Here is a 25,857-nt window from a genome sequence, read left to right as displayed (position 1 = left end):
CGGAAGAGGGCAAAGGCACTCCGTCGCTAGCTGAATAAGCTCTCTTCGACATGTTTTGTGAAAGACGCGCTTCCCACGGCGCGCTAATACGCTATTGCAAATGCAAATAGTTATCAATAATATTATCAATAAAGAATTACAATTAATTAAAAAAGTCACGCTATACATAGGGTTAATGACAGAATGTTAAGGACAGGAAGCGAGGAGTGGTGGCAAACCCTGCAGGGGCCGCAGTGCCGCGCAGTGGATGGCGTCATCGAGGTGACGTTCTGGTGGCGGGATCCGGCGGGGGATGAAACGCACTCTCCGCGCCGTCGGGTATGGCTCTATATCACCGGCGTGACCGACCACCATCAGAATGCGCGGCCGCAATCGCTGACGCGTCTGCCCGGGACCGACGCCTGGTCCTGGCGAACCACCCTGTCGCCGACCTGGCGCGGTAGCTACTGTTTTATTCCCTCCGACCGTGACGATGATTTTTCCCCTGAGGTGTTCAGCGCTGACGCGCCCGACCGCGCGCTGCTGCGCGAAGGCTGGCGCAAACTGCTGCCGCGGGCGATAGCCGATCCGCTAAACCCGCACAGCTGGCAGGGCGGACGCGGCCATGGCGTGTCGGCCCTGGAGATGCCGCAGGCGCCCGCGCAGCCCGGCTGGGACCAGTTTAATGAGGCGCATCCTCCCGCCCGATGCCTTGAGTGGCGCAGCGCGCGTCTGGGCAACCATCGCCGGGTCTGGATCTACACCACCGGCGAGGCCGTCGACCCGCAAACGCGGCCCCTGGCGATCCTGCTCGACGGCCAGTTCTGGGCCGAGAGCATGCCGGTGTGGTCGCCGCTGGCCGCGCTGACCAACGAGGGGAGTCTGCCGCCGGCGGTCTACCTGCTGATCGATGCGATCGACAACCAGCGCCGCGGGGTTGAGCTGCCCTGTCACCGCGATTTCTGGCTGGCGGTGCAGGAGGAGCTCCTGCCGCTGATCCGCGGCCATGCCCCGTTCAGCGACCGCCCGGAGCGGACAGTGGTGGCCGGGCAAAGCTTCGGCGGCCTGGCGGCGATGTTCGCCGCCCTCAACTGGCCGCAGCGCTTTGGCTGCGTACTCAGCCAGTCAGGCTCCTACTGGTGGCCGCATCGCGATGGCTGCGGGACGGGCTTTATCGGCGAACAGCTTCGCCAGGGTGAGGTGTCCGCGGCCGGGCTGCGCATCTGGCTGGAAGCGGGCCAGCGTGAACCGATTATTTTTCGCGCCAACCAGGCGCTGTTGGCGCAACTCACTACGACACAGCAGACGATTTTCTGGCGTCAGGTTGACGGCGGGCATGATGCGCTTTGCTGGCGCGGCGGGCTGACGGCAGGGCTTATCCAGCTCTGGCAGCCTCTGCTGTCGCACCCTTAGCACCGCGCTTTACGACAGGAGTTTGATATGCAATTCAGTAACCCCTTCGACAATCCGCAAGGGCAGTTTTACATTCTGCGCAATGATCAGCAGCAGTACAGCCTGTGGCCGGCGCACTGCGACCTGCCTGCCGGCTGGGCGGTGGTGTGCCCCCCGCAGTCGGCCGAGGCCTGCAACGCCTGGCTGGCGGCCAACTGGTCAACCCTGACCCCCGCCCATCATGCGTCATAAGGAGCTGACAATGACCACTCGTTTACCGCTGGTTGCCGCGCAGCCGGGGATCTGGATGGCCGAGCGCCTCTCCACTCTGCCAGGCGCCTGGAGCGTGGCCCACTATGTTGAACTGCGCGGCGCGCTCGACCCGGCGCTGCTGGGTAAGGCGATTGTCGCCGGTCTGCAGCAGGCGGACACCCTCAGCCTGCGCTTTGAGGAAGAGGAGGGGGAAGTCTGGCAGTGGGTGGCGGCCGACCGCACCTTTGGCGAACCGTCGATCATTGACCTGCGTACGGCGCCGGATCCGCATCGCGCCGCCACGGAGCGGATGCAGGCGGACCTGGCGCAGGATCTGCGTGTCGACGGCGGCAACCCGCTGGTGTGCCATCAGCTGCTGCGCGTCGGCGACGACCGCTGGTACTGGTATCAGCGATATCACCACTTGCTGGTGGATGGCTTCAGCTTCCCGGCGATAACCCGGCAGATCGCCGCCATTTACCGCGCCTGGCAGCGTGGGGAAGCCACTCCTGAGTCGCCTTTCACCCCCTTCGCCGAGGTGGTGGACGAGTACCAGCGCTACGCCGGCAGCGAGGCCTGGCAGCGGGATAAAGCCTTCTGGCAGGCTCAGCGCCAGGCGTTACCGGCGCCAGCCTCACTCTCTGCCGCGCCGCTGGGCGGACGCGCCGCCGGGAGCGATATCTGGCGGATGAAGCTGGAGATGAACGCCGACGCCTTCCGCCGTCTGGCTGGCCATGCGCCGCAGTGTCAGCCCGCTGACCTGGCGCTGGCGCTCACCACGCTGTGGCTGGGCCGCCTGTGCAACCGGATGGACTACGCGGCGGGCTTTATCTTTATGCGCCGGATGGGTTCAGCCGCGCTGACCTCGACGGGGCCGGTGCTCAATGTCCTGCCTCTGGCGGTGCATATTGACGCCCAGGAGACGCTGGCAGACCTGGCGATGCGCCTCGCCGCTCAGTTGAAAAAGATGCGCCGCCATCAGCGCTATGACGCCGAACAGATCGTTCGCGACAGCGGTAAAGCGGCAGGGGACGAACCGCTGTTCGGCCCGGTGCTGAACGTCAAAGTCTTTGATTACCAGCTGGATATCGATGGTGTGCAGGCACTGACCCACACCCTCGCCACCGGCCCGGTCAACGATCTCGAGCTGGCGCTGTTCCCGGATGAAACCGGCGGGCTGTCGCTGGAGATCCTCGCCAACAAGGCCCGGTACGATGAAGCCGAGCTCCGTCGCCATGTGGCGAGACTGACCGCGCTGCTGGCGCAGTTCGCCGCCGATCCGGCGCTGCGCTGCGGCGAAGCAGAAATGCTCTCCGCCGATGAGCTGGCCCGGCTGGCGGCGGTCAACGATACCGCTGTGCCGCTGCCTGCCACCACCCTCAGCGCGCTGGTGGCCGACCAGGCGCGGAAGACCCCGGATGCCCCGGCGCTGGCGGACGCCCACTGGCAGTTCAGCTATCGCGAGATGCGTCAGCAGGTGGTGGCGCTCGCGCAGCTGCTGCGTCAGCGCGGCGTGAAGCCGGGCGACAGCGTGGCGGTGGCCCTGCCGCGCTCGGTGTTCCTGACCCTGGCGCTGCATGGCATTGTCGAAGCGGGGGCCGCCTGGCTGCCGCTGGACACCGGCTACCCGGACGACCGCCTGCGGATGATGCTGGAAGACGCCCGGCCGTCGCTGCTGATCACCTCGGCGGATCAACTGGCCCGCTTCAGCGATATTCCGGGGCTGGAAAGCCTCTGCTATCAGCAGCCGCTGGCCGCCGGGGATGACGCGCCGCTGGCGCTGTCAAAACCGGAGCATACCGCCTACATCATCTTTACCTCCGGCTCCACCGGACGGCCGAAAGGGGTGATGGTCGGCCAGACCGCCATCGTCAACCGCCTGCTGTGGATGCAGGATCGCTATCCGTTATCTGCCGACGACGTGGTGGCGCAGAAAACGCCGTGCAGTTTCGACGTGTCGGTGTGGGAGTTCTGGTGGCCGTTTATCGCCGGCGCGCAGCTGGTGATGGCCGAGCCGGAGGCGCACCGCGACCCGCAGGCGATGCAGCAGTTCTTCGCCCGCTACGGCGTGACCACCACCCACTTTGTGCCGTCGATGCTGGCGGCGTTTGTCGCCTCGCTGGATGCCGACAGCGTCGCTGCCTGCCGCACGCTGCGGCGGGTATTCTGCAGCGGCGAAGCGCTGCCGACGGAATTGTGTCGTGAATGGGAGCGCTTAACCGGCGCGCCGCTGCATAACCTGTACGGCCCGACGGAAGCGGCGGTGGACGTCAGCTGGTACCCGGCCTGCGGATCTGAGCTGGCGGCGGTGACCGGCAGCAGCGTGCCGATTGGCTGGCCGGTGTGGAACACCGGGCTGCGCATTCTCGATGCCGCGATGCGCCCGGTGCCGCCGGGGGTGGCGGGGGATCTTTATCTCACCGGCATCCAGCTGGCGCAGGGCTATCTGGGACGTCCGGACCTCACCGCCAGCCGCTTTATCGCCGACCCGTTTGCCCCCGGTGAGCGGATGTATCGCACCGGCGACGTGGCGCGCTGGCTGACGAACGGCGCGGTGGAGTATCTTGGCCGCAGCGACGACCAGCTGAAGATCCGCGGGCAGCGCATCGAGCTTGGCGAGATTGACCGGGTGATGTCGGGCCTGCCGGACGTGGCGCAGGCGGTGAGTCACGCCTGCGTCTTCAATCAGGCGGCGGCGACCGGCGGCGATGCCCGACAGCTGGTGGGCTATCTGGTCTCTGACTCCGGCCTGCCGCTGGATACCGCGGCGCTGAAAGCGCGGCTGGCGGAACAGCTGCCGCCGCATATGGTGCCGGTGGTGCTGATGCAGCTCGCTGAGCTGCCGCTTAGCGCCAACGGCAAACTGGACCGCAAAGCGCTGCCGCTGCCGACCCTCGGCGGGGAGCGCAGCGGCCGGCCGCCGGAGCCCGGGATGGAAACCCTTGTCGCCACGGCCTTCAGCCAGCTGCTGGGCTGCGAGGTGAACGATATCGACGCCGATTTCTTCGCCCTCGGCGGTCATTCTCTGCTGGCGATGCGTCTGGCGGCACAGCTCAGCCGCCAGCTGGCGCGGCAGGTGACCCCGGGGCAGGTGATGGTGGCCTCGACGGTGGGCAAACTGAGCGCGCTGCTGGCTGCCGATCTCAGCGATGAGCAGGCCCGGCGCCTGGGGCTGGATACGCTTCTGCCGCTGCGCGAGAGCGACGGCCCGACGCTGTTCTGCTTCCATCCGGCCTCCGGCTTCGCCTGGCAGTTCAGCGTGCTGGCGCGCTATCTCAGCCCGCGCTGGTCAATAACCGGTATTCAGTCGCCGCGCCCGCAGGGGCCGATGGCCAGCGCCGCCAGCCTCGACGAGGTGTGCGAGCACCATCTGCGCACGCTGCTGGCGCAGCAGCCGCACGGCCCTTATTACCTGTTTGGGTATTCGCTGGGCGGCACCTTAGCCCAGGGGATTGCCGCCCGCTTGCGCCAGCGCGGCGAAGCGGTGGCCTTCCTCGGCCTGCTGGATACCTGGCCGCCGGAGACGCAAAACTGGGCAGAGAAAGAGGCCAACGGGCTGGATCCCGAGGTACTGGCGGAGATCGACCGCGAGCGCGAAGCGTTCCTCGCCGCCCAGCAAGGGCAAGCCTCCGGCGAGCTGTTCAGCGCTATCGAAGGTAACTATGCCGATGCGGTGCGGCTGTTAACCACCGCCCACAGCGCGAAGTTTGACGGCAAGGCGACGCTTTTCGTGGCGGAGAAGACGCGGCAGGCGGGGATGGATCCGCAGGTCGTATGGGGCCCGTGGGTGGCGGAACTGGAGGTGTTCAGCCAGAACTGCGCCCACGTCGACATTATCTCCCCGCAGGCCTTTGAAGCCATCGGCCCGGTGGTCAGGGAGATTCTGGGGTAACGGTTGAGTTCGGGCTACAGCAGGTAGCCCGGCTCAGCGTAGCGCAAGCCGGCGAAAGAGGAGATTACCGGCGGCCCAGCGGTACCACCAGCGGCGTATGCGCCACCGGATCTTCAATGATCGTGCAGCGCAGACCGTAAATCCGTTCAATCAGATCGGCGGTGACGATCTCCTTCGGCGCCCCCTCGGCGACGATCTTGCCGTCGCGCAGGGCGATCAGGTGGGTGGCGTAGCGGCAGGCCTGGTTAAGATCGTGCAGCACCGCCGCCAGGGTATAGCCCTTCTCGCGATTCAGCTCACTCAATAGCTCCAGCAGGTCGATCTGATGGCTGATGTCCAGCCAGGTGGTTGGCTCATCCAGCAGCATAATCGCCGTTTCCTGGGCCAGCACCATCGCAATCCACGCCCGCTGCCGCTGGCCGCCGGAAAGCGTATCGACGCTCTGCAGCGCCAGATCGCTGATCCCGGTCGCCCGCATCGCCTTGTTCACCGCTTCTTCATCTTCTTTGCGCCAGCGGGTAAACAGCGGCTGGTGCGGATAGCGCCCACGGGCCACCAGCTCCTGCACCGTGATATCGCCAGGAGTGGTGGCATTCTGCGCCAGCAGCCCGATGCGGCGGGCAACCTCTTTACTGGCGTACTGCTGGATCTGCGCGCCGTCGAGCCAGACGTGGCCGCTGGCCGGCGTCATCAGGCGACTGAGGGTGCGCAACAGCGTTGACTTGCCGCAGCCGTTGGGGCCGATAATGGCGGTGAAGTGGCCGTCAGGGATGGTCACGTTCAGCGACTCGGCGATGGTCTTGTTACCGTAGGCCAGGGTTAACTGCTCGCCGCGCAAACGGGAGGGGACAGCACTCATTTTTTGCGGGACTCCTGAATCAACAATGCAATAAGGTAAATACCGCCGAGGCTGACGGTTAACACGCCAACCGGCAGCTGCCACGGCATAAACAGCCGCTGGGCGCCGTAATCGGCCAGCGCCAGCAGCAGCGCGCCGCACAGGGCCGACTGGGTCAGTCCCCAGCGGGCCGTGCCGCTCAGGCGGCGGGCGATATGCGGCGCCACCAGCGCAATAAATGAGATCGGCCCGGCCAGCGCCGTCGAGGCGGCGGTGAGCACCACCGCCACCAGCATCAGCAGCAGGCGCGAACGCTCGACCTGTACCCCCAGCGCGCAGGCGGTATCGTCGCCCATCTCCAGCAGTCGCATCCGGCGAACCAGCAGGGCGCTGCTCACCAGCATCAGCAGGATCAGCGGCGCCGACGGCCAGGTTTTACCCCAGGTCAGGCCGTTAAGCGATCCGGCGTTCCACAGGCCCGCAGAAAGGGCGGTCTCCAGCGAGGCGCGCAGCAGCAGCCAGGTGTTGAATGCCACCAGCATGGCGCGCACGCCGATGCCGATAATGATCAGGCGGAAGGTCTCGATCCCGTTGCGCCAGGCCAGCAGCCAGACCACCAGCGAGGTCAACACCCCGCCGGCCATCGCCGCCAGAGCAATCGCCGTCAGGTTCTGGCCGAAGAGGACCATCGCCACCAGCACGCCGCTCCAGGCGCCGGTGTTAAAGCCCATCACGTCCGGGCTGCCGAGCGGGTTGCGGGTCAGCGACTGGAAAATGGCGCCGCTGACGCCGAGCGCGGCGCCGATGAGCAGCGCCATTAACACCCGCGGCAGCCGCCATTCGTTCACCACCATCGCGACGTTGCGCGGCGCATCGCCGAACAGCGCCGAGAACACCTGGTCAATCGTCAGGGGCACCGGGCCTTGCGCCAGCCCGAGCAGGGAAATCAGCAGGCTGGCGGCCATCAGCACCAGGCAACTGGCTATCAGGCGGCGGGACGGGGCAATCACAGGCCACCTCCCCGCGGCTGGCGGCGCACCAGCCAGATCAGCACCGGCGCGCCGAGAAAGGCGCTCACCACCGATACCCGCAGTTCGCCGGGCACCAGCAGGCGGCCAATCACGTCGGCAAACAGCAGCAGGGCCGGGGTGGCGAGCAGGGTGACCGGCAGCGACCAGCGATGATCGGCCCCCACCAGCCAGCGCGCCATATGCGGCATCATCAGGCCGATAAAGGCGATGGGGCCGACGACGGCGGTGGCGCTGCCGCACAGGACGGTGATGACGATCAGGCCGATCAGCTGGGTGCGGGCGACGCGGCTGCCGAGGGCGGTGGCGGTATCGTTGCCGAGGCTCAGGCTGTTAAGCGCCCGGCTCAGCAGCAGGGCGGCGATCCCCGCCATCACCACCGGCAGCAGGACAATTTTCAGCGTCTGCAGGGTGCGGATATCCAGCGAACCGGCCTGCCAGAAGCGCAGCTGATCGTAGACGTCCGGGTTGAGCAGGGCGATGCCGTTGGACAGCCCCTCCAGCACCGCCGCAAGGGCGACCCCGGCGAGGGTGAGGCGCACCGGGCTCAGCTGGCCGCCGCCCTGACTGCCGGTAAAGGCCACCAGCAGCGAGGCGCAGAGCGCGCCGCAAAACGCCAGCAGCAGTTGCTCCTGCGGGGAGGTGATCCCGAACAGCGCCGCGCCGAGGACGATGGCGAAGCTGGCGCCGGAGTTGACCCCCAGCAGGCCGGGGTCGGCCAGCGGGTTGCGGGTGAGCGTTTGCATCAGCGCGCCGGCGAGACCGAGGGCGACGCCGGCCAGCAGACCGGCCAGGGTACGCGGCAGGCGCGCGTCCAGCACGATGGTGCAGTCGGCGCTTTGACAGGTTCCGCTGAAGGCGGTGAATACCGTGCCGATCGGCAACGATTTGGCGCCGATGGTCAGGCTAAGCGCGGCGGCTAAGGCGAGTAACAGCAACAATCCGGGCACGGCGACAGAGCGTACCGCGGTCGTAGAAAACGACATAACTGACATCCCTGATATGATAATGATAGTAATTATCGTTATCGATTTTATTCAGCTATGGTAGCATGACCCACAGTAAAAAGGGTATTAAAAATAACGACAAGGCGCTGTAATGAACCGACAATCCTGGCTGCTCAATCTCAGCCTGCTGAAAACTCACCCGGCGTTTCGCGCCGTTTTTATCGCTCGCTTTATCTCTATTCTGTCGCTTGGCCTGCTGGGCGTGGCCATTCCGGTCCAGATCCAGATGATGACCCATTCGACCTGGCAGGTCGGGCTGTCGGTGACGCTGACCGGCGCGTCGATGTTTGTTGGCTTGATGGTGGGGGGCGTGCTGGCTGACCGCTATGAACGTAAACGCCTGATCCTGCTGGCGCGCGGCACCTGCGGCGTGGGCTTTGTCGGTCTGTGTCTGAACGCCCTGCTGCCGGAGCCGTCGCTGGCGGCGATCTACCTGCTGGGGATCTGGGACGGGTTCTTCGCCTCGTTGGGGGTGACCGCGCTGCTGGCGGCGACCCCGGCGCTGGTGGGGCGGGAAAACCTGATGCAGGCCGGGGCCATCACTATGTTGACGGTGCGCCTTGGCTCGGTGATTTCGCCGATGATCGGTGGCCTGCTGCTGGCCACCGGCGGCGTGGCCTGGAACTTCGGCCTGGCGGCGGCGGGGACCTTTATCACCACCTTAACCCTGCTGCGTCTGCCGCAGCTGCCGCCGCCTCCGCAGCCGCGCGAGCATCCGCTGCGATCTCTGCTGGCGGGGCTGACCTTCCTCTGTCAGAGCCCGCTTATCGGCGGGATTGCGCTGCTTGGCGGTCTGCTGACCATGGCCAGCGCGGTGCGGGTGCTCTATCCGGCGCTGGCCGGGAGCTGGCAGATGTCGGCCGGACAGATTGGCCTGCTGTATGCCGCTATTCCGCTCGGTGCGGCGCTGGGGGCGTTGACCAGCGGCCAACTGGCCCAGACGGTGCGGCCGGGTGCGCTGATGCTGGCGACCACGGTGGGATCGTTTGTCGCCATTGCGCTGTTCAGCCTGATGCCGCACTGGGCGTTGGGCGCGCTGTGCCTGGCGCTGTTTGGCTGGCTGAGCGCTATTAGCTCGCTGCTGCAGTACACCCTGATCCAGACCCAGACGCCGGAAAATATGCTCGGGCGGATTAATGGTCTGTGGACCGCGCAAAACGTCACCGGCGACGCCATCGGCGCGGCGCTGCTCGGCGGATTAGGGGCGGTGATGACCCCGGCGGCATCCGCCAGCGCCAGCGGCTGGGCGCTGGCCCTCGTCGGCGTGCTGTTGGTGGGGCTGCTACGCGAGCTGCGCCGTTTCCAGCGCCCGGAAATCGTCAACGAAAGTTAAGTAGGGTGCGATTGCCCGGTGGCGGCTACGCCTTACCGGGCCTACAGTCTCGGGCATTGTAGGCCGGCGCAAGCGCCGCGTCGCCCGGCAAAGAGTTCAGGTTGCGTACCCGTCCTGATGCCCGGTGGCGGCTGCGCCTTACCGGGCCTACGGTCTGGCCTGGGGGACTCTGGCATTGTAGGCCGGGCAAGCGCAGCGCCGCCCGGCAAAGAGTTCAGGCCGCGTTCCCGTCCTGATGCCCGGTGGCGGCTGCGCCTTACCGGGCCTACGGTCTCGGGTATTGTAGGCCGGGCAAGCGGAGCGCCGCCCGGCAAAGAGTTCAGGTTACGTACCCGTCCTGATGGCACGGCCCGCGTTAGCCGAACAGGCTGGAGAGACGCTGGAGCACCAGCAGGGCGCTGTAGTAGTCAAGACGGAAGGTCTCGGTGCCCAGCGGGTAGACGCGTTTGCCTGCGACCGCCGGGAGATGCGCCAGCAGCGGGTTGGCGTAGATGGCATCCGCATCTTTCTGGTCGCCGGCGAACAGGAACAGGCTCTGGCCGTTCAGACCGGCCGCGAGGTTCTCCCCGCCCAGCTGCACGATATCGTGGCGTTTACCCTGGCTATGGCTGGCGGGCAGGCCGCCCGGCAGCGTCGCCAGGCTAAAGCCCAGCTGTTCGAGCATCTGCCCCTGGGCCGATGCCGGCGTCCAGATATTGGCGCTGTGCGCGGCGGCGGTATAGACCAGGGCGGTCACCGGCTGCGGCGGCAGTTTCATTTTTTCTTTTAACGAAACGAGCTGTTTATTGAAGTCGGCTATGCGCGCGCTGGCCTGCTGCTCATGGCCGGTGATCTGCCCCAGTTGGGTGAGCAAGGTTTGCCAGCTTTTATCGTCATAGTTGATGACCAGCGTCGGAGCGATCGTTTTGAGCTGATCGTACAGCGGCAGGGCAGAGTCGCCGCCGGTGGCGCTCACCAGGATCAGATCCGGCATCTGGGCGGCCACCGCTTCCGCGCTTGGTTCGCCGATGTACAGCCGCGCCAGCTTGCGGGCTTTGGCGACCTCGCTCCACTGGCGCAGAAAGCCCTGACTATCGGCGACGCGGTTGTTCGGCGTGGTGGCGCCGCTGGCGACCACCGGGGCGTCAATCGCCAACAGCGAGCCGGTGAGGGTCACGCTGGTGGAGACAATGCGCAGCGGCTGGCTTGGCAGGGTGTGTGTCCCGTAGTTGTCGGTGACCTGGCGCGGCCAGTCCGCCGCCTGGGCTGAGGTAATTCCTAAAAGCAACAGCATGCCGGTCAGCGCACCGCGGCGGCAGAAAGAAAAGAAGTTCACGTCATCGCATCCTGATTCGAAAGGTAATAAATGCGTCTCATTTTCAACTTTGCGTCAGCAGGATGCAAGCCAAAGTGGCGCGCAATGACGTAACGCGGTTGACATGGCGGGCAATACCTTTTAGGTTAGCCAACCAAAATACAAATGATAATTATTCGTAATATATTTATCGTTTTTGGAGGATGATATGGAAACGTCACTGGCTGAGGATGTACAGAAACACACCCAGACCCTGTCTCCGGACAGCTTCTTCTTTATGTCGCCGTACCGCAGTTTTAGCACCTCCGGCTGCTTCCGCCGCTTCTCACAGCCCGCTGTCGGCGGCGATGCGCTGAACGGCGAGTTCCAGCAGCAGATGGCCGCCGCTTTTGCCGAGGCCCGCGCGGCGGGGATCCGCAAGCCGGTGATGGTGGGGGCTATCCCGTTCGACACCTGTCAGCCTTCCGAGCTCTATATCCCCGAGCGCTGGGAAGCGTTCTCTCGCCCGGAAAAACAGCGTTCCGCCCGCTACGCCGCGCCGCTGGAGGCAATGGAAGTGGTGGAGCGCCGGGAGATCCCGGAGCAGGACGCGTTTTTAGCCATGGTGGAACGCGCTGCCGCGCTGACCGCCACCCCGGAAGTGGACAAGGTGGTGCTCTCAAGGCTTATCGATATTACCACCCGCGACCGCGTCGATAGCGGCGCGCTGATGGAGCGACTGATCGCCCAGAACCCGGCGAGCTTTAACTTCCATGTGCCGCTCTCCGACGGCGGCGTGCTGCTGGGCGCCAGCCCGGAGCTGCTGCTGCGTAAAGACGGGCCGCGCTTCAGCTCATTGCCGCTGGCTGGCTCCGCCCGTCGTCAACCGGACGATGTGCTGGACCGGGAAGCGGGCAACAGGCTGCTGGCATCCGGCAAAGATCGCCACGAGCACGAGCTGGTGACCCAGGCGATGAAGAGCGTGCTGGGCCCGCGCAGCAGCCAGCTGTCGCTGCCGGCATCGCCGCAGTTGATTACCACCCCAACGCTCTGGCACCTGGCAACACCAATCGAAGGCACCGCGCTGGCGCAAGAAAACGCCATGTCGCTGGCCTGTCTGCTGCACCCGACCCCGGCGCTGAGCGGCTTCCCACACCAGGTGGCGAAGCGCCTGATTGCCGAACTGGAACCCTTCGACCGTCAGCTGTTCGGCGGCATCGTCGGCTGGTGTGACGATGAAGGCAACGGCGAATGGGTGGTGACCATCCGCTGCGCGCGTCTGCAGCAGCGTACGCTGCGCCTGTTTGCCGGCGCGGGCATCGTTCCGGCCTCCTCGCCGCTGGGCGAATGGCGCGAAACCGGCGTCAAACTGACCACCATGCTTAACGTATTTGGCTTGAATTAAGAGGCAAGGATGATTGCATTTACCCGTTGGCCGGAAGAGTTTGCGGCCCGCTATCGTCAAAAAGGCTACTGGCAGGATCTGCCGTTAACCAATCTGATCACCCGTCACGCGGAAAACGACGCCGTGGCGATTATCGATGGCGAACGGCAGATTAGCTACCGCCAGTTTAATCAGCTGGTGGACAACCTTGCCTGCTCGCTGCAGCGCCAGGGACTGAAGCGCGGGGAAACCGCGCTGGTGCAGTTGGGCAACGTCGCCGAGTTTTACATCACCTTCTTTGCGCTGCTGCGCATCGGCGTCGCGCCAGTGAACGCGCTGTTCAGCCATCAGCGCAGCGAGCTTAACGCCTACGCCGCGCAGATTAAACCGGCGCTGCTGATTGCCGATCGCGAGCACGCGCTGTTTGCTGACGATAGCTTCCTCCATGCGTTTATCGCTGAGCATCCTTCCCTGCGCGTCGCACTGTTGCGTAACGACGGCGGCGAGCGCGATCTGGCGACGGAGATTAATCGCCCGGCGGATAACTTTGTCGCCAATCCAACCCCTGCCGACGAAGTGGCCTTTTTCCAGCTCTCCGGCGGCAGCACCGGGACGCCGAAGCTGATCCCGCGCACCCATAACGATTACGACTACAGCATCCGCCGCAGCAATGAGATCTGCGGGATCAACGCTGAGACGCGCTACCTCAACGCGCTGCCGGCGGCGCATAACTATGCGATGAGTTCCCCGGGTTCGCTCGGCGTCTTCCTCGCCGGCGGGCGGGTGATCCTCGCCGCCGACCCGAGCGCCACCCTCTGTTTCCCGCTGATTGAACAACATCAGATCAACGTTGCCTCGCTGGTGCCGCCGGCGGTCAGCCTGTGGCTGCAGGCGATCCATGAATGGGGCAGCAATGCGCAACTGCAATCGCTGGAGCTGCTGCAGGTCGGCGGCGCGCGCCTGTCGGCGACCCTCGCCGCGCGCATTCCGGAGGAAATCGGCTGCCAGCTGCAGCAGGTGTTCGGCATGGCGGAGGGGCTGGTGAATTACACCCGCCTTAACGACAGCCCGGAGCGGATCATCCATACCCAGGGCTGCCCGATGTGCCCGGACGATGAAGTGTGGGTAGCGGATGCCGACGGCAACCCGCTGCCGCGCGGCGAAGTGGGTCGCCTGATGACCCGCGGGCCGTACACCTTCCGCGGCTACTACAACAGCCCGCAGCATAACGCGGAAGCCTTTGACGCTGACGGGTTTTACTGCTCCGGCGATCTGATTTCGATCGATGAAGACGGGTATATCACCGTCCAGGGCCGGGAAAAAGATCAGATCAACCGCGGCGGCGAGAAGATCGCCGCTGAAGAGATCGAAAACCTGCTGCTGCGCCATGAGGCGGTGATCCACGCCGCGCTGGTCAGCATCGAAGACAACCTGCTGGGCGAGAAAAGCTGCGCTTATCTGGTGGTGACCTCGCCGCTGCGCGCCGTCGCGGTGCGCCGCTTCCTGCGCGAGCAGGGGGTGGCTGAATTTAAACTGCCGGATCGCGTGGAGTGCGTTGCCGCGCTGCCGCTGACGCCGGTGGGCAAAGTCGATAAAAAACAATTACGTCAGTGGCTGGCCGAAGGCAAGCTGGGCTGAAGGAGAACAGAGAATGGCAATCCCTAAATTACAGGCATATGCGCTGCCGGAAGCCAGCGATATCCCGGCGAACAAAGTCAACTGGGCCTTTGAGCCGTCGCGCGCCGCGCTGCTGATCCACGATATGCAGGAGTATTTCCTCAACTTCTGGGGCGAAAACAGCGCGATGATGGAGAAAGTGGTGGCCAATATCGCCGCCCTGCGCGACTTCTGCAAACAGAACGGCATTCCGGTGTACTACACCGCCCAGCCGAAAGAGCAGAGTGATGAAGATCGCGCGTTGCTGAATGATATGTGGGGGCCGGGCCTGACCCGCTCGCCGGAGCAGCAGCAGGTGATTGCCGCGCTGGCGCCGGATGAGCAGGATACGGTGCTGGTGAAATGGCGCTACAGCGCGTTTCATCGCTCGTCGCTGGAGGAGATGTTGAAAGAGACCGGCCGCGACCAGCTAATCATCACTGGCGTTTATGCTCATATCGGCTGCATGACCACCGCCACCGATGCTTTCATGCGCGATATCAAACCGTTCTTTGTCGCCGACGCGCTGGCGGACTTCAGCCGTGAAGAGCACCTGATGGCGCTGAAATACGTCGCCGGCCGCTCCGGCCGCGTGGTGATGACCGAAGAGCTGCTGCCGCTGCCGGCCTCCAAAGCGGCGCTGCGCGCGCTGATCCTGCCGCTGCTCGACGAATCCGACGAACCGCTGGATGATGAAAATCTGATCGACTACGGTCTGGATTCGGTGCGGATGATGGCCCTGGCCGCCCGCTGGCGCAAAGTGCACGGCGATATCGACTTCGTGATGCTGGCGAAGAACCCGACCATCGACGCCTGGTGGGCGCTGCTCTCCCGTGAGGTGAAATAATGGCGGCGCTGGATTTCAACGGTCAGACCGTGTGGGTGACCGGCGCAGGTAAAGGGATTGGCTATGCCACCGCGCTGGCTTTCGTCGAGGCCGGGGCTAACGTCACCGGTTTCGACCTTGCCTTTGACGGCGCAGGTTATCCGTTTGCCACCGAAATGCTCGATGTCGCCGATGCCGACCAGGTACGCGACGTGTGCGCGCGGCTGCTCAACAACATCGAACGACTGGACGTGCTGGTGAACGCCGCCGGGATCCTGCGCATGGGCGCCACCGACCAGCTGAGCGCGGAAGACTGGCAGCAAACCTTCGCGGTCAACGTTGGCGGCGCGTTTAATCTGTTTCAGCAGACGATGGCCCAGTTCCGCCGTCAGCGGGGCGGGGCGATCGTCACCGTCGCCTCCGATGCCGCGCATACGCCGCGTATCGGCATGAGCGCCTATGGCGCCTCGAAAGCGGCGCTGAAAAGCCTGGCGTTAACCGTTGGCCTTGAGCTGGCAGGCAGCGGCGTGCGCTGCAACCTCGTGTCGCCGGGCTCCACCGACACCGATATGCAGCGCACCCTGTGGGTCAGCGACGATGCCGAGCAGCAGCGGATCCGCGGCTTCGGCGAGCAGTTTAAGCTGGGCATCCCGCTGGGCAAAATCGCCCGCCCGCAGGAGATCGCCAATACCATTCTGTTCCTCGCCTCTTCTCACGCCAGCCATATTACGCTGCAGGATATTGTGGTCGATGGCGGCTCGACGCTGGGGGCGTAAATGGCCTGGAAGCGAGAGCTCACGCTGGCGGCGCTGAACGCCAGCAGCGAAAACACCATGGTGGCGCATCTTGGCATCATCTACACCCGACTGGAAGCGGGGCTGCTGGAGGCGGAGATGCCGGTGGATGCGCGCACCCATCAGCCGTTTGGTCTGCTGCACGGCGGCGCCTCCGCGGCGCTGGCGGAGACGCTGGGCTCGATGGCCGGTTGGCTGATGACCGAAGAAGGGCAGTGCGTGGTGGGCACCGAGCTTAACGCTACCCACCATCGTCCGGTCTCCAGCGGGAAAGTGCGCGGCGAATGCCGACCGCTGCATCTTGGCCGCCAGAGCCAGAGCTGGGAGATAGTGGTGTATGACGAGAAGGGGCGGCGCTGCTGCACCTGTCGTCTGGGCACCGCGGTGCTGGGCTAAGAAGCCGCTATTTCCCCGGCTTGCGCTACGCTTAGCAGGGCTACGGTTTATGGACCAGGAAGCTGCTATTTCCCCGGCTTGCGCTACGCTTAGCCGGGCTACGTATCGGCGCAATGGGTAGCCGGGATAAGGCGCAGCGCGCCGCCATCCGGGAATTTCCCTGCTCGCGCTGCGCTTAGCAGGGCTACGGTTTCTGGACCAGGAAGCCGCTGTTTCCCCGGCTTGCGCTACGCTTAGCCGGGCTACGTATCGGCGCAATGGGTAGCCCGGATAAGGCGCAGCGCGCCGCCATCCGGGAATTTCCCTGCTCGCGCTGCGCTTAGCAGGGCTACGGTTTCTGGACCAGGAAGCCGCTGTTTCCCCGGCTTGCGCGACGCTTAGCCGGGCTACGTATCGGCGCAATGGGTAGCCGGGATAAGGCGCAGCGCGCCGCCATCCGGGAATTTCCCTGCTCGCGCTGCGCTTAGCAGGGCTACGGTTTATGGACCAGGAAGCTGCTATTTCCCCGGCTTGCGCTACGCTTAGCCGGGCTACGTATCGGCGCAATGAGTAGCCCGGATAAGGCGCAGCGCGCCGCCATCCGGGAATTTCCCTGCTCGCGCTGCGCTTAGCAGGGCTACGGTTTATGGACCAGGAAGCTGCTATTTCCCCGGCTTGCGCTACGCTTAGCCGGGCTACGGATCTGTAGGTCGGGTAAGGCGTTAGCCGCCACCCGACAAACAAACGGCACCGTTCACGGTAATCCTTTCATTCATTTTCCTGCCTTAAGTGATCTCGCTAGCAATGTGAGACAAATCTCTGTGGGTGTACGGCATCTGCGCTGTTTCGATGTTGTTAAATTCTGCGTTGTGATCTAGAAACAAAATGTAACATCCTGATTACCCTACCGGTGGACCACAACAATGAATAATTCAGGGAAATACCTTATCTGGACACTGCTCTCCGTGATCGGAGCCTTTGCCCTCGGCTATATCGCCTTAAACCGGGGTGAGCAGATAAATGCGCTGTGGATTGTCGTCGCGGCGGTCTGCGTTTATCTGATCGCATATCGTTTCTACGGTCTGTATATCGCCAAAACCGTTCTCGGCGTTGACCCGACGCGGATGACGCCGGCGGTACGACATAATGACGGCCTCGATTATGTTCCGACCGACAAAAAAGTGCTGTTCGGTCACCATTTTGCCGCCATTGCCGGCGCGGGGCCGCTGGTGGGCCCGGTGCTTGCCGCGCAGATGGGCTACCTGCCGGGGATGATCTGGATCCTCGCCGGCGTGGTGCTGGCGGGGGCGGTACAGGACTTTATGGTGCTGTTTGTTTCGACCCGTCGCGATGGCCGCTCGCTTGGCGAACTGGTTAAAGAGGAGATGGGGCCAACCGCTGGCGTCCTGGCGCTGGTGGCCTGCTTTATGATCATGGTCATCATCCTCGCGGTCCTGGCGATGATCGTGGTGAAAGCGTTGACCCACAGTCCGTGGGGGACATACACCGTCGCCTTTACCATCCCGCTGGCGATCTTTATGGGTATCTATATTCGCTACCTGCGCCCGGGGCGCATCGGCGAGGTGTCGGTGATCGGCCTGGTGATGCTGGTGTTCGCCATCATCTCCGGCGGTTGGGTGGCGGAAAGCCCGACCTGGGCGCCGTGGTTTGATTACACCGGCGTACAGCTGACCTGGATCCTGGTGGGCTACGGCTTTGTCGCCGCGGTACTGCCGGTCTGGCTGCTGCTGGCCCCGCGCGACTACCTCTCCACCTTCCTGAAAATCGGCACCATCGTGGGGCTGGCGATTGGCATTCTGATTATGCGCCCGACCCTGACCATGCCGGCGCTGACCAAGTTCGTCGACGGTACCGGCCCGGTGTGGAGCGGCAACCTGTTCCCGTTCCTGTTTATCACCATCGCCTGCGGCGCGGTCTCCGGCTTCCACGCGCTGATCTCCTCCGGCACCACGCCGAAAATGTTGGCCAACGAAGGGCAGGCCTGCTTTATCGGCTACGGCGGCATGTTGATGGAATCCTTCGTCGCCATTATGGCGCTGGTGGCGGCCTGTATTATCGACCCGGGCGTCTACTTCGCGATGAACAGCCCGATGGCGGTGCTGGCGCCGGCGGGAACCACCGATGTGGTCGCCTCGGCGGCGCAGGTGGTGAGCGGCTGGGGCTTTAGCATTACGCCTGATACGCTGCATCAAATCGCCAGTGAGGTCGGCGAACAGTCGATTATCTCCCGCGCCGGCGGCGCGCCAACCCTGGCGGTGGGGATGGCCTACATCCTGCACGGCTCGCTGGGCGGGCTGATGGATGTCTCGTTCTGGTACCACTTCGCCATTCTGTTTGAGGCGCTGTTTATCCTGACGGCGGTTGATGCCGGCACCCGTGCGGCGCGATTCATGCTGCAGGATCTGCTGGGTGTGATTAGCCCGGGGCTGAAAAAAACCAGTTCGCTGCCGGCCAACCTGCTGGCGACCGCGCTGTGCGTCCTGGCGTGGGGCTACTTCCTGCATCAGGGGGTAGTGGATCCGCTGGGCGGGATTAACACCCTGTGGCCGCTGTTCGGTATCGCCAACCAGATGCTGGCGGGGATGGCGCTGATGCTCTGCGCGGTGGTCCTGTTCAAGATGAAACGCCAGCGCTACGCGTGGGTGGCGCTGCTGCCGACAAGCTGGCTGCTGATTTGTACCCTGACCGCCGGCTGGCAGAAGTCGTTTAGCCCGGATACCAAAGTCGGTTTCCTGGCCATCGCCAATAAATTCCAGGCGATGATCGACAGCGGCAACATTCCGCCGCAATATACCGAATCACAGCTGGCGCAGCTGGTGTTTAACAACCGTCTCGATGCCGGGCTGACCATCTTCTTTATGATTGTGGTGGTGGTGCTGGCGCTGTTCTCGATTAAAACCGCGCTGGCGGCGCTGAAAGAGGATAAACCGACGGCGAAAGAGACGCCGTACCAGGCGATGCCCGCCGATGCGCAAACTATAACCGCGCAGGCGAAGCGCGCGCATTAACCGGTGTGCCGGGTGGCGGCTTCGCCTTACCCGGCCTACATTTCTGATCCTCCTTCTCCCTTTGGGAGAGGGAAACAAAAGAGAAATGACTTATGTTCGACACCCTCTCCAAAGCGGGAAAATATTTAGGCCAGGCGGCGAAGATGATGATCGGCGTGCCGGATTACGATAACTACGTCGAGCACATGCGAATAACCCACCCGGATCAGACGCCGATGACCTATGAAGAATTCTTTCGCGAGCGCCAGGACGCGCGCTACGGCGGCAAGGGCGGGGCGAAGTGCTGTTAACCCTCTTTCGGCAGATAGAGGCTGATCTGCTCCTGGGTACAGCCGTAAATCGCCGCCAGCTTCTCGCGGGTGCGCTTCTGCGGACGGGAGTCCAGCGCTTCCAGCTGCGACACGGCGGACTGGCTGATGCCGAGTTTAGCCGCGACCTCCTGCTGGGATAGCCCGCGCAGGATGCGCCACGCGGCCTGCAGACTGACGTTTTCTTTATGCATCACGTCGCATACTTCGCCTGGTAGCATGACATTATCATAGATGTCTGATTCATAAGGAATATCTTCCCAGTCGCTTTCATCCTCGTCGTCGTACTCCAGCAGAGCCAGGCGCATACGAAAGTAATCGCTGTAAGGAATGACGACATACTGGTCTTTTCCTTCTTCATCCTTGATGTACTGAATAGTCATATTCGGTATCTTCCTCATGAAGGTAGGTGGTGGTGGTTCGGCGTTTAACCGCCACGACGTAGCAGGTATCGCCCGGCGGATCCCCAAAGGTGTAGATGACTCTGTAATCACCTAATCGCAGCCGGTAGTGGTTTTCGGGAGAGGACAATTTTTTGATATCCGAGATAGATGAAGCTTTATCATCCATCTTTTCCAGCCTGGATTTAATGCGGCTCTTATACCGATTATCGATTTTAGAAAATGGCTTATCTGCCGTTTTTGACCAGACAATCTTCATCCGTACCTCCACTGTACGCCCACACAAAATATAAGGAAATAATAAGACTATTAGATAAATTCCGAATTTCTTATGGGGTACTGTAGAGCGGAGAAAAAACGCAGGTAAGAGGCAAAACGCAACCCGTCGAGGCGGCGCGGGAAGGCCTCTGTCGGGCGACAGAGGCTTGCAGAAAATGTGCGATCAGGCGTTCAATCCGCCATCCACGTCCAGCCCCGTACCGGAGATCTGCCCGGCTGCCGGGCTGGCGAGGAAGGTGACCGCCGCGGCGATGTCTTCCGGCTGGCCGTAGTGACCGACCGCAATCATCTGGCGCTGGGCTTCCGCCTGTTCTCCGTCTTCCGGGTTCATATCGCTGTTGGTCGGCCCTGGATGGACAAGGTTAACGGTGATCCCGCGAGGGCCTAAATCACGCGCCAGGCCACGGGTCAGGGCGTTGAGGGCGGACTTGGTCATGGCGTAAACCGCGATGCCCGGCATGGCCACGCGATTAGCCAGACAGCTGCCGATGTTGATGATCCGTCCGCCATCGGCCATATGCACCAGCGCTTCCTGGGTGGCGATGACCACCCCACGAATATTGACGTTGATAAGCGCGTCAATGTCCGCCAGCGTCATGGATTCCAGTGGACCGCCGCGGGCGATCCCGGCGTTGTTGACCAGAATGTCCAGCCCGCCGAGGGACCGGGCCGCATGGGTTACCGCCTCCTGAATAGCCTGCGCGCTGGCGCTGTCGGCCTGCACCGCCTCGCCGTGCCGACCCAGGGCCTTTATTTCATCGGCGACCGCCTGGGCTTTATCGGCCGATTTTTCATACGTAATAACCACATCGGCACCGGCGCGTGCCAGCGACAGCGCGATTGCGCGACCCAACCCACGGCTGGCGCCGGTAACCAGCGCCTTTTTACCTGTTAAATCGATCTGCATGATGACCTCGTTGCGAGAGTGGTGAGCATCATCATTAGGTATAGACGGTCGGGGCGATTAACGGCTGAAGTATTCCACCTTCTCAAACGCCGCGCGCAGAACCTCAGGGGTTAACGTCACTGGTAAATAGTGAATCGACTCGCCCGGGCGCAGGGTATGGGCAATGACCCGGTCCAGCTCTGTGCGGTTATTGATATCGACCTCCAGTGCCGCCAGGGTGGTCGGCAGGTTAAAGCGCTGATACGCCTGCACTAACTGCGCCAGCACATCGTCCTGAGCAAGCAGGGCGCTCTGTACCAGAATGCCGTAGGCGACTTTGGTACCGTGGAGGAATTTATCCGTCTGCGGCAGCACCGTCAGTCCGTTGTGCACCGCATGGGCGGCGGCGACCCGGGTGTAACGTTCCCCCAGCCCGCCAACCATCCCGCCGCCGGCGATAATCGCCTCTACCACATCGCGAAACGCCTGGGTCAGATCGCCGCGGCGCTGGTCCGCCAGCGCCGTTTCGCTGCTGGCCAGCAGCACGTCGCGGATCGCCAGCGCGCCGTTAATCCCCAGCCGCACGGTGAGCGGCAGCGCCTCCGGTTGCGGCGCCAGCACCACTGCCTCATACCATTTGGCTAAGGTGTCGCCAATGCCCGCCAGCAGGTACTCCGCCGGGGCGTTGAGAATGATGCGCGGCTCGACCAGCACCAGGAAGTTGGCGTCATCGAAGATCTCAAAATTCAGGGCCTGTCCGGCGTCGCTGTACCACACCGACAGCGGCGTCCACGCCGCGCAGGTGGCGGCGATGGTCGGGATGGCCACCAGCGGTACCCCCAGGCGACGGGCCAGCACTTTCGCGCTGTCGAGCAGCGCGCCGCCGCCGACGCCAATCACTACCGCCCGATCGTCACCGGAGGCCTGCACCAGCGCCGCCACGTCGCGTTCGCTGCAGTGGCCGGTAAAGCGGATCTTTTTTGCATCCGGCAGGTGGAAGGCCGCCGGCAGAAAAGGTTCGGCGCCGGCCAGGGCGCGCTCGCCATAGACCCACACCGCCCGCGAGAGCTGGTCGGCGCTGAAAAAATCGCTCAGCCGCTCAAGGCTGCCAGGGTGGGAGAAATAGTTGGCCGGGCCGGGTACGACGCGGATATCGCTGTTGCTCATGGAAGCTGTCCTTATAGGTGTTGGGCTAAACTGATGTTATGTCTGGACATCCAGATGGCTAATATTATTTCGTTGTATCTTATGCTTTTTACGCAGTTGTCAGCCAGCGGCGGCTATGAAAAATTCGTTAAATCAGAAGATTAATTACCGCACGGGAACAGTGATGAGCGCGAACCGCCTTGAGATGCATAACATTAGCCTGGCCTTCTCCGGCTTTCAGGCACTGAACAAGGTGGACTTTACCCTTCATGGCGGGTCGGTGCATGCCCTGACCGGGGCCAACGGCGCGGGTAAGTCGACGCTGATGGCGGTGCTGTGCGGCACCCACGCTCATTATGAAGGCGAGGTGACGATCAACAACCAGCCGGTCACCATTCGTTCGCCGCGGGATGCTAAACAGTTGGGGATCCACCTGGTGCAGCAGGAGGTGGATGTGGCGCTGGTACCGGGCCTGAGCATTGCGGAAAACATCATGCTGGACAGGCTGGCAGAGCCGGGCATGGCGTTTCGCTGGTCGCGGGTTCGGCAGCTGGCGCGCGAGGCGCTGGCGCAGCTGGACGTGGCGCTGGACGTCAGGCGCTCCATTGACAGCTGCACGCTCGCCGAAAAACAGCAAATCCTGCTGGCTCGCGCTCTGTCGCACCATTGCCGCTTTTTGATCCTCGATGAGCCCACCGCGCCGCTGGATCAGCATGAAAGTGAGCGCCTGTTTGCGGTAGTACGCCGTCTGCAGCAGCAGGGGATCGGGGTGGTGTTTATTTCGCATCGTATCCATGAACTGAAGGCGATCTGCGACACCCTGACGGTGCTGCGCGACGGGCGGCTAATTGAGAGCGGCCCGATGGCGCCGCTGAGCGGCGAACAGATCGTCGAAAAGATGCTGGGCCACGAGCTGAGCGATATCTTCCCGCCGCCGCGCCCGCCGCACGGCGAAGAGGTGCTGCTGCAGATTGACGGTCTGCATGATGAGGCGTTGCTGCAGGATATTTCGCTGCGCCTGCGGAAGGGGGAAATTCTGGGTATCGCCGGGCTGGCCGGCGCGGGCAAAACCGAGCTGTGCAAAGCGCTGTTCGGCGCCAGCAAAAGCCGGGTGCAGCGTGGCGAGCTGAACGGCCAGCCGTGGCGACCGCGCGATCCAGCCGACTCGGTGGGGCGCGGCCTGGCGCTGGTCCCGGAGGAGCGGCGCAAAGAGGGCATTTTCATCGAAGAGCCGATCGCGATGAACCTGGCGGTCAGCGCCGATAACAGCTTTTCGCGCTGGAGCCTGTTTGGCCATCGGCAGGCCTGGCGCTGGGCGGAGGAGGTGATTGCCCGCCTCGGCGTGCGCGCCACTGGCCCGGGGCAGATGCTGCGCCGTCTTTCCGGCGGCAACCAGCAGAAGGTGGCCATTGGCAAATGGCTGCGCAGTCATGCCAATGTTTTGATTTTTGACGAACCGACCAAAGGGGTCGATGTGAAAGCGAAAACCGATCTGTTCATGCTGATCGATGGTCTGGCGCGGGAAGGCAAAGGGGTGATTTATGCCTCGGGTGAATTCGCCGAGCTGGTCGGTTTATGCGACCGCATCTGCGTGCTATGGGACGGACGGATTGTGGCGGAGATCCCCGGCGCGGAAGCCCGGGAAGAGACGTTGCTTTATTATTCAACCGGAGGAGCGGCAGCGTGAGCAAGGCCCTGGCAGTAAACGCGACGGTATCGGGCCGTCAGCGATTTTTTGATTTTCTCTATAAGTGGGGCATGTTGCTGACCGTGGTGCTGCTGGTGGCGGTCTTTGGCCTCGCCTCGGACAACTTCCTTGATCCGTTCAACATCATCAACATTCTGCGCTCGATCGCGATTGTCACGGTGATTGCCATCGGGGTGTCGATTTCTCTCACCATTGGCGGCTTTGATCTGTCGGTGGGATCGACGGCATCGCTGGCTAACGCGCTGGTGATTTCCCTGTTTGTCTGGCATGGCCTGGGGACCACCGAAGCGATTCTGATCACCCTCGCGCTCTGCACCTTGGTGGGGCTGTTTAACGCCTTTCTGATCGTGGTGCTGCGCATTCCTGACATGCTCGCCACCCTGGCCAGCCTGTTTGTGATTCAGGGCGTGGCGATGACCTACAGCTACGGCGGTTCGATTACTGAAAACATGGTGCTGCCGAGCGGCGAGATGGCGGAAGGCATTATCCCGGCGGGCTTTGGCGCGCTGGGGCAGGTGCCGACCATCGTCATCATCATGCTGGTGGTGACGATGGTCGCCCAGCTGGCGCTGTCGTTCACCACCCACGGACGGCGGATGTACGCCATCGGCGGCAACCCGGAGGCCGCGCGGCTCTCCGGCCTGCGGATCACTCGTTACAAAGTCGCAGCATACGTGATTGCCTCGCTGCTGGCCGGGCTGGGCGGCATTCTGCTGGCCTCGCGTATCGGATCCTCGCAGGTCAACGCCGGCGGCGGCTATCTGATGGACGCGGTGGCGGCGGCATGGATCGGCTTTTCGCTGGCGGGCTCCGGTAAACCGAACGCCCTGGGGACGCTGGTGGGGGCGGTGATCCTCGGCGTGCTCTCCAACGGGCTGGTGATGCTCTCGGTGCCGTATTACGCGATGGACATTATTAAAGGGTTGGTCCTGGCTGGCGCGCTGGCACTGACCTATTTTCAGCGCCGTACTTAACATTTTACAGGGTAAACAGCATGAAAAAGATCGCACTCTCTCTGATGACGCTGGGTCTGCTGCAGTCGACGGCGGCGCTGGCCACTGCCCCGACGCCGGTGCCGGCGGCGATTGCCGAGCACAGCGGCCCGATCCGTATTGCGGTGATCCGCAACCTGGGGTCTGACGATAACACCACCCAGTTTGTCTCCGGGGCGCTGCAGGAAGGCAAAAAGCTCGGTTTCAAAATCAGCACCTTCCTGAGCAACGGCGATGACGCCAAATTCCAGGACTTCGTCAACCAGGCCATCAGCCAGAAATACGATGGCATTATTCTCTCCCAGGGGCGTGACCCGTATTCCACCGCCCTGGTGAAGAAGGCGGTGGATGCCGGGATCAAAGTGGCGGTGTTCGATACCGCGGTGAGCGGTGAGATCCCCGGGGTGACGGTCAGCCAGCAGGATGACGCGTCGCTGACCGAGCTCTCTTTTGGCCAGCTGGTGAAAGATTTCAATGGCAAGGCCAACATCGTCAAGCTGTGGGTGGCGGGCTTCCCGCCGATGGAGCGCCGTCAGGCGGCTTACCAGACGCTGTTGAAGCAAAATCCGGGGATTAAAGAGCTGGAGTCGATCGGCGCCGTTTCATCCGATGTGCAGGGCGACACCGCTAACAAGGTGGGGGCGATCCTCGCCAAGTATCCGAAAGGGAAAATCGACGCGATCTGGGGCACCTGGGATGCCTTTAGCCAGGGGGCCTATAAAGCGCTGAAAGAGAATGGCCGCACCGAGATCAAACTCTACAGCATTGATATTTCCAACCAGGATCTGCAGCTGATGCGCGAAGCCGGCAGCCCATGGAAGGTGAGCGTGGCGGTGGATCCGAAGCTTATCGGCGCGACCAACGTGCGGCTGATCGCCAATAAGATCGCCGGCGAGCCGACGCCAGCCACCTACGACTTCAAGGCGGCGGCGATCCCGCAGGCGCTGCTGGCGGCCCAGCCGGGGGCGGTGAACGTGGCGTCGCTGGGGAAAATTATCCCTGGCTGGGGCCAGACCGAAGACTTTATCGCGCCGTGGTTCGCGACGCTGGAAGCGAAAAACAAATAAAATCAAGCCGGG

At 63.2% G+C, this 25,857-nt stretch carries 22 protein-coding genes; 14 read left to right on the top strand and 8 right to left on the bottom strand.

Translation table 11 applies throughout. From position 1 onward, the window contains the following. Positions 1-183 precede the first annotated feature (183 nt). From fes to entF, 3 genes are read left to right on the top strand one after another with little or no spacing between them, the layout of a single operon-like run. Entirely contained in the window at positions 184-1,392 is a 1,209-nt protein-coding gene (fes, locus tag SP68_RS18865; RefSeq protein ID WP_040973835.1) for an enterochelin esterase, read from the top strand. Between the two features lie 27 nt (positions 1,393-1,419). Continuing rightward, positions 1,420-1,623 (top strand): MbtH family protein, encoded by a 204-nt coding sequence (locus SP68_RS18860; protein ID WP_004178967.1) that lies wholly within the window; start codon positions 1,420-1,422, stop codon positions 1,621-1,623. Between the two features lie 10 nt (positions 1,624-1,633). Further along, complete coding sequence (gene entF, locus SP68_RS18855) at positions 1,634-5,515, top strand: enterobactin non-ribosomal peptide synthetase EntF (protein ID WP_040973837.1); 3,882 nt, start codon at positions 1,634-1,636, stop codon at positions 5,513-5,515. Between the two features lie 64 nt (positions 5,516-5,579). On the opposite strand, the gene fepC is transcribed toward entF, so the two are convergent. The 3 genes from fepC to fepD are packed head-to-tail and all read right to left on the bottom strand — an operon-like array spanning position 5,580 to position 8,367. Continuing rightward, positions 5,580-6,374, bottom strand: a complete 795-nt coding sequence (gene fepC, locus SP68_RS18850; RefSeq protein ID WP_012542491.1) for an iron-enterobactin ABC transporter ATP-binding protein — start codon at positions 6,372-6,374, stop codon at positions 5,580-5,582. Then, complete coding sequence (fepG, locus tag SP68_RS18845; RefSeq protein ID WP_040973839.1) at positions 6,371-7,363, bottom strand: iron-enterobactin ABC transporter permease; 993 nt, start codon at positions 7,361-7,363, stop codon at positions 6,371-6,373. The genes fepC and fepG overlap by 4 nt, the downstream gene beginning before the upstream one ends. Next, the gene (gene fepD, locus SP68_RS18840) at positions 7,360-8,367 is read right to left on the bottom strand and encodes a Fe(3+)-siderophore ABC transporter permease (RefSeq protein WP_008805582.1); all 1,008 of its coding nucleotides are present in this window, start codon (positions 8,365-8,367) and stop codon (positions 7,360-7,362) included. Before fepD ends, fepG begins: the two co-directional genes overlap by 4 nt. 112 nt (positions 8,368-8,479) lie before the next feature. Between fepD and entS the strand changes: the two genes are divergently transcribed. After that, a complete protein-coding gene (gene entS / locus SP68_RS18835) occupies positions 8,480-9,721 on the top strand; it encodes an enterobactin transporter EntS (RefSeq protein ID WP_008805583.1) in 1,242 nt (413 codons plus the stop codon). 355 nt (positions 9,722-10,076) lie between these two features. On the opposite strand, the gene fepB is transcribed toward entS, so the two are convergent. Continuing rightward, positions 10,077-11,036 (bottom strand): Fe2+-enterobactin ABC transporter substrate-binding protein, encoded by a 960-nt coding sequence (fepB, locus tag SP68_RS18830; RefSeq protein ID WP_040973841.1) that lies wholly within the window; start codon positions 11,034-11,036, stop codon positions 10,077-10,079. A 187-nt stretch (positions 11,037-11,223) separates the two neighbouring features. Between fepB and entC the strand changes: the two genes are divergently transcribed. The 7 genes from entC (at position 11,224) to SP68_RS18795 (ending at position 19,348) form a co-directional block, all read left to right on the top strand. After that, on the top strand, positions 11,224-12,399 hold the full coding sequence (gene entC, locus SP68_RS18825; RefSeq protein ID WP_040973843.1) for an isochorismate synthase EntC: 1,176 nt from the start codon (positions 11,224-11,226) through the stop codon (positions 12,397-12,399). Between the two features lie 9 nt (positions 12,400-12,408). Then, positions 12,409-14,016 carry a (2,3-dihydroxybenzoyl)adenylate synthase EntE gene (entE, locus tag SP68_RS18820; RefSeq protein ID WP_032729602.1) on the top strand — a complete coding sequence of 536 codons (1,608 nt, stop codon included), beginning with the start codon at positions 12,409-12,411 and terminating at the stop codon, positions 14,014-14,016. 13 nt (positions 14,017-14,029) lie between these two features. Beyond that, positions 14,030-14,881, top strand: a complete 852-nt coding sequence (gene entB / locus SP68_RS18815) for an enterobactin biosynthesis bifunctional isochorismatase/aryl carrier protein EntB (protein ID WP_032732676.1) — start codon at positions 14,030-14,032, stop codon at positions 14,879-14,881. Continuing rightward, the gene (gene entA / locus SP68_RS18810) at positions 14,881-15,636 is read left to right on the top strand and encodes a 2,3-dihydro-2,3-dihydroxybenzoate dehydrogenase EntA (RefSeq protein WP_038422253.1); all 756 of its coding nucleotides are present in this window, start codon (positions 14,881-14,883) and stop codon (positions 15,634-15,636) included. The genes entB and entA overlap by 1 nt, the downstream gene beginning before the upstream one ends. After that, a complete protein-coding gene (entH, locus tag SP68_RS18805) occupies positions 15,637-16,050 on the top strand; it encodes a proofreading thioesterase EntH (RefSeq protein WP_008805589.1) in 414 nt (137 codons plus the stop codon). A 902-nt stretch (positions 16,051-16,952) separates the two neighbouring features. After that, positions 16,953-19,058 carry a pyruvate/proton symporter CstA gene (gene cstA / locus SP68_RS18800; RefSeq protein ID WP_008805590.1) on the top strand — a complete coding sequence of 702 codons (2,106 nt, stop codon included), beginning with the start codon at positions 16,953-16,955 and terminating at the stop codon, positions 19,056-19,058. Positions 19,059-19,150: 92 nt separating this feature from the next. Then, positions 19,151-19,348, top strand: coding sequence for a YbdD/YjiX family protein (locus tag SP68_RS18795; RefSeq protein ID WP_002893903.1), 198 nt, complete (start codon positions 19,151-19,153; stop codon positions 19,346-19,348). On the opposite strand, the gene SP68_RS18790 is transcribed toward SP68_RS18795, so the two are convergent. From SP68_RS18790 to SP68_RS18775, 4 genes are all read right to left on the bottom strand, one after another. Next, positions 19,345-19,749 carry a helix-turn-helix domain-containing protein gene (locus SP68_RS18790; RefSeq protein WP_008805591.1) on the bottom strand — a complete coding sequence of 135 codons (405 nt, stop codon included), beginning with the start codon at positions 19,747-19,749 and terminating at the stop codon, positions 19,345-19,347. The two genes, SP68_RS18795 and SP68_RS18790, sit on opposite strands and share 4 nt — an antisense overlap. Next, complete coding sequence (locus SP68_RS18785; protein WP_012068431.1) at positions 19,724-20,026, bottom strand: type II toxin-antitoxin system RelE family toxin; 303 nt, start codon at positions 20,024-20,026, stop codon at positions 19,724-19,726. The genes SP68_RS18790 and SP68_RS18785 overlap by 26 nt, the downstream gene beginning before the upstream one ends. Positions 20,027-20,209: 183 nt before the next feature. Next, positions 20,210-20,953 (bottom strand): SDR family NAD(P)-dependent oxidoreductase, encoded by a 744-nt coding sequence (locus SP68_RS18780; protein ID WP_012068432.1) that lies wholly within the window; start codon positions 20,951-20,953, stop codon positions 20,210-20,212. 57 nt (positions 20,954-21,010) lie between these two features. After that, complete coding sequence (locus SP68_RS18775) at positions 21,011-22,099, bottom strand: oxidoreductase (protein ID WP_023339772.1); 1,089 nt, start codon at positions 22,097-22,099, stop codon at positions 21,011-21,013. Positions 22,100-22,262: 163 nt separating this feature from the next. On the opposite strand from SP68_RS18775, the gene SP68_RS18770 reads away from it, so the two are divergent. Genes SP68_RS18770 through SP68_RS18760 form a run of 3 tightly spaced genes read left to right on the top strand, consistent with a single transcriptional unit; the run spans position 22,263 to position 25,845 of the window. Continuing rightward, entirely contained in the window at positions 22,263-23,765 is a 1,503-nt protein-coding gene (locus SP68_RS18770) for a sugar ABC transporter ATP-binding protein (RefSeq protein WP_008805595.1), read from the top strand. Continuing rightward, entirely contained in the window at positions 23,762-24,760 is a 999-nt protein-coding gene (locus SP68_RS18765) for an ABC transporter permease (protein ID WP_040973859.1), read from the top strand. The genes SP68_RS18770 and SP68_RS18765 overlap by 4 nt, the downstream gene beginning before the upstream one ends. Positions 24,761-24,780: 20 nt before the next feature. Continuing rightward, positions 24,781-25,845 carry a sugar ABC transporter substrate-binding protein gene (locus tag SP68_RS18760; RefSeq protein WP_008805596.1) on the top strand — a complete coding sequence of 355 codons (1,065 nt, stop codon included), beginning with the start codon at positions 24,781-24,783 and terminating at the stop codon, positions 25,843-25,845. Positions 25,846-25,857: the final 12 nt, after the last annotated feature.

Origin of the sequence: Klebsiella variicola, from assembly GCF_000828055.2 — a bacterium.
In the GTDB taxonomy this organism is placed as follows: domain Bacteria; phylum Pseudomonadota; class Gammaproteobacteria; order Enterobacterales; family Enterobacteriaceae; genus Klebsiella; species Klebsiella variicola.
The sequence above is the reverse complement of the archived record's forward strand: the minus strand, read 5'-3'. Positions and strand labels throughout refer to the sequence as shown.